The 3,151-nt window shown below is 71.0% G+C and carries 3 protein-coding genes; 2 read left to right on the forward strand and 1 reads right to left on the reverse strand.

The window, feature by feature from the left end:
* Positions 1 to 101 precede the first annotated feature (101 nt).
* Both G6O54_RS37590 and G6O54_RS36585 read left to right on the forward strand, forming a co-directional pair.
* The gene (locus G6O54_RS37590) at positions 102 to 2,105 is read left to right on the forward strand and encodes a GDSL-type esterase/lipase family protein (protein WP_205679173.1); all 2,004 of its coding nucleotides are present in this window, start codon (positions 102 to 104) and stop codon (positions 2,103 to 2,105) included.
* A gap of 46 nt (positions 2,106 to 2,151) precedes the next feature.
* The gene (locus G6O54_RS36585) at positions 2,152 to 2,853 is read left to right on the forward strand and encodes a SagB/ThcOx family dehydrogenase (protein ID WP_165235932.1); all 702 of its coding nucleotides are present in this window, start codon (positions 2,152 to 2,154) and stop codon (positions 2,851 to 2,853) included.
* Between the two features lie 58 nt (positions 2,854 to 2,911).
* Here G6O54_RS36585 and G6O54_RS37595 read toward each other — a convergent pair.
* Positions 2,912 to 3,151 (reverse strand): hypothetical protein (locus G6O54_RS37595; protein ID WP_205679174.1); only part of this gene is annotated, 240 nt, incomplete at its 5' end.

The following is a 3,151-nucleotide window of genomic DNA, read 5'->3' on the forward strand; positions in this document are numbered from 1 at the left end:
CTAAATTCGTCTCCCTCTTCATCTGTGGCTTCCTCCCGCCCAGCGGCGGGCCGATTACGCGAAGGGATCCTCGAATGCGATGCGGGCCGAGATGGCGAACCTTGTTGCTCCTCGCGCTCCTGGCCGCGCCGATGGCCGCCGCCCGCGGGGACGAGCCGAAGCTGCGGATCCTCCTGCTCGGCGACAGCACCACGATCGGGAGCATTTGCCGGCAGGTCGATCCCGGGGGGCCCCAGCTCGAGGACGTCATCCGGGCGCTCCTGGCGGCCGAGCCGGACATGCCCCCCGTCGAGGTGGTGAACCAGGGCGTGGACGGCGAGCGGATCCATGACCTGCTGACCTCCGGCCGGTACGACCGGGACATCCTCTCCAGGGGTTTGTTCGATTACATCTTCATCCGCTACGGCCTGAATGACATCGCCCGGCGGGAGGATTTCGAGGTCAATTTCCCCAGGGACTATGCCGAGCTGATCGGCCGGCTCCGGCGGAATTTCCCGGCCGCGGAGATCGTCCCGACGACGGTCATCCCGTTCCTGGGCCCCGACCGCGACGAGGCGATCAACCGGCTCGTCCGCCGGGCGGCCGAGGCCGAGCACCTGCCCGTATTCGACGTCTATTCCCGGTACGCGGCCGAACTGAAGCACGGGCCGGACATGCTCAACTACCGCCGCTACGCGCTGGAGAAGATCCCGGAGCGGCACCGCGCCTGGGTCGCGCCGTTCGTCCGCGACGGCAAGGTCGTGGTGATGGACAACCGCCTGGACGCCCACTTCCGCGACCTGCCCGGCTGGTTCTCGGACCGCCATCCCAACCCGGCGGGCTACCACGTCATCGGCGACGAGACGGCGAAGTTCCTGGCGCAATCGATCCGGCGGAAGAAGGCGGCCGCCGCCGCACCGGCTCCGGCACCGGCTCCCGCACCGGCGTCCGCGGCGGGCGGCCGGGCGGGGCTCGCGGCGACGGGGCTGGAGTACATCGACACGGCCTTCGAGAACGCCTCGCCGCTCTGGTACGAGGCCGCGCCCGACGGCACGATCCTCGTGCACCTGCTGTACGACCACGAGCGGTCCTCGCCCAACCGGGCGGCCGGCCACATCCACTTCCGGCTGGTCGCGAAGCCGGGCACCGCGCTGACGCTCGAGTTCCGGAATCTCGACAACGTCTGGAACGGCAAGCCGGCGTCGATCGCGGACGAGCTCGGGGTCGTGGTCCTCTCGCCGGACGGCAAGGCCTGGACGCCGGCGCCCCTGGAGCGGCTCCCGGGGAACCGCGTGCGGCTGGCCGTCACGATGCCCGGGCCCTCCCTCTACCTGGCCCGCGCGGAACCCTATCGCCTCTCCGACCTCGAGGCGTGGCTCGCGTCGATCGCGAAGGATCCCCTGGTGGAGATCGCGCCGATCGGCCGGACGGCCGAGGGCCGCTCGCTCGAGATCGTCCGCGTCGGCCGCCCCGATGCGCCCTACCGGGTCTTCCTCCGGGCGCGGGCACACCCCTGGGAGCCCGGCGGGAACTGGGTCGTCCAGGGGCTCGTCGAGCGGCTCCTCCGCGACGACGACGAGGCGCGACGATGCCTCGCACGGTTCTGCGTCTACGTCCTCCCCATGGCCAACAAGGACGGCGTCGCCCGGGGCCGGACCCGATTCAACTCCCGCGGCAAGGACCTGAACCGCGACTGGGACCACCCCGCCGATCCCGAGCTCGCGCCGGAGAACCACGCCCTGGAAGCCTGGCTCGAGGCGATGATCAGCCGGGGCCGCCGCCCCCACCTGGCCATCGAGCTCCACAACGACGGCCGCGGCTTGCTGCACGTCAGCCGGCCTCCCGTCCCCGACCTGGACCTTCGCGTCGACCGAATCAAGACGCTCGAATCCCTTTTGAGAAAGCATACGTGGTTCACCGAGGGCTCCACGCCCCAGGAGTTCCGCAACGTCGGCACCCTGGCCGACGGCTGGCTCCAGCGCTACGGCATCGACGCGGTCGTTCACGAGCTGAACGTCAACCGGATCGCCGGCCTGAACGACTACCCCTCGGCCGCCCACTGGACCCTCTACGGCCGCCAGTTGCCTCGCGTCCTCTTCGAGTACTTCGATACGGTCAAGCTCTGAGATGGCATGACAGACATGACATGACATGACGGGAGATCGCTCGCCGATGCCGCCCACCCCCACGCCCACGCCCCCCCGTTCGCTCGTCCGTTACCTCTCGTTCGCCCTGCTGCTGGCGGTGCCACCGGCCGCGACCGCCCAGGAGTCCCCTGCCCCGGCGATCGAACTCCCCGCCCCGGCGCACACCGGCGGGATGCCCCTGATGCAGGCCCTCGAGGCGCGGCGGTCCACCCGCGGCTTCGCCGATCGGCCGCTCGCGCCCGAGGTGCTATCCCGCCTGCTCTGGGCGGCGGACGGTGTGAACCGCCCCGCGACCGGCCAGCGGACGGCGCCCTCGGCGTACGGCAAGTACCCGGTGGACGTCTACGTCGTGCTGCCGCGGGGGATCTACCGGTACGACCCGCCCCGACACCGGCTGGCCCCCGTCGCGGCCGGCGACCGACGGGCGGCGGCCGGCACGGAGGCCCACGAGCGGACGGCCCCGCTGAACCTCGTCTACGTCGCCGACCTCGCCCCCGGCCGGATCGGCGAGACCCCGGCCCCCGCCAGCCGCGAGGACTGGCTCTCCTGGTCCGCCATCGAGGCCGGCTGCATGGCCCAGAACGTGAACCTCCTTTGCGCCTCCGAGGGCCTCGGCGCCGTCGTCCGCGTCTCGGTGCCCGGCGACGAATTCCGCCGGGCGGCCGGCCTGCGGGCCGAACAGGTGATCCTCCTCGGCCAGAGCGTCGGGCATCCGGCCGAGAAGTGAACCGCGAGAGGGTAGGCAGGCCGAGACGATCGAACTCCCCCCCTGTATCCCCCCTTGGTCAGGGGGGAAGCGAATTCGTTCGCGCGCGATCCAGGCGTTCGGCCCTCTCGCGAACTTGCACCACCGCGCCGCCCGGATGCGTCTCGACGATGAGGCGAAACGGCCGACGCAGGTTGGTGCGGATGGCCGTTTCGCCACGCACTGGCCCAATAACACGCATTCTCCCAATCCAGGCCTGGACGATGCAAAGGGCGCCGAGCCGATGAGGCCCGGCCTCGGCAAGCTGCGCAAGCGTTAG

It is taken from the genome of Aquisphaera insulae, from assembly GCF_011064615.1.
GTDB lineage: Bacteria > Planctomycetota > Planctomycetia > Isosphaerales > Isosphaeraceae > Aquisphaera > Aquisphaera insulae.

What these genes read in the sequence shown, in the direction of transcription:
- G6O54_RS36585 (WP_165235932.1), top strand. Translation starts at nt 2,152, where the DNA reads ATGCCGCCCACCCCCACGCCCACGCCCCCCCGTTCGCTCGTCCGTTAC.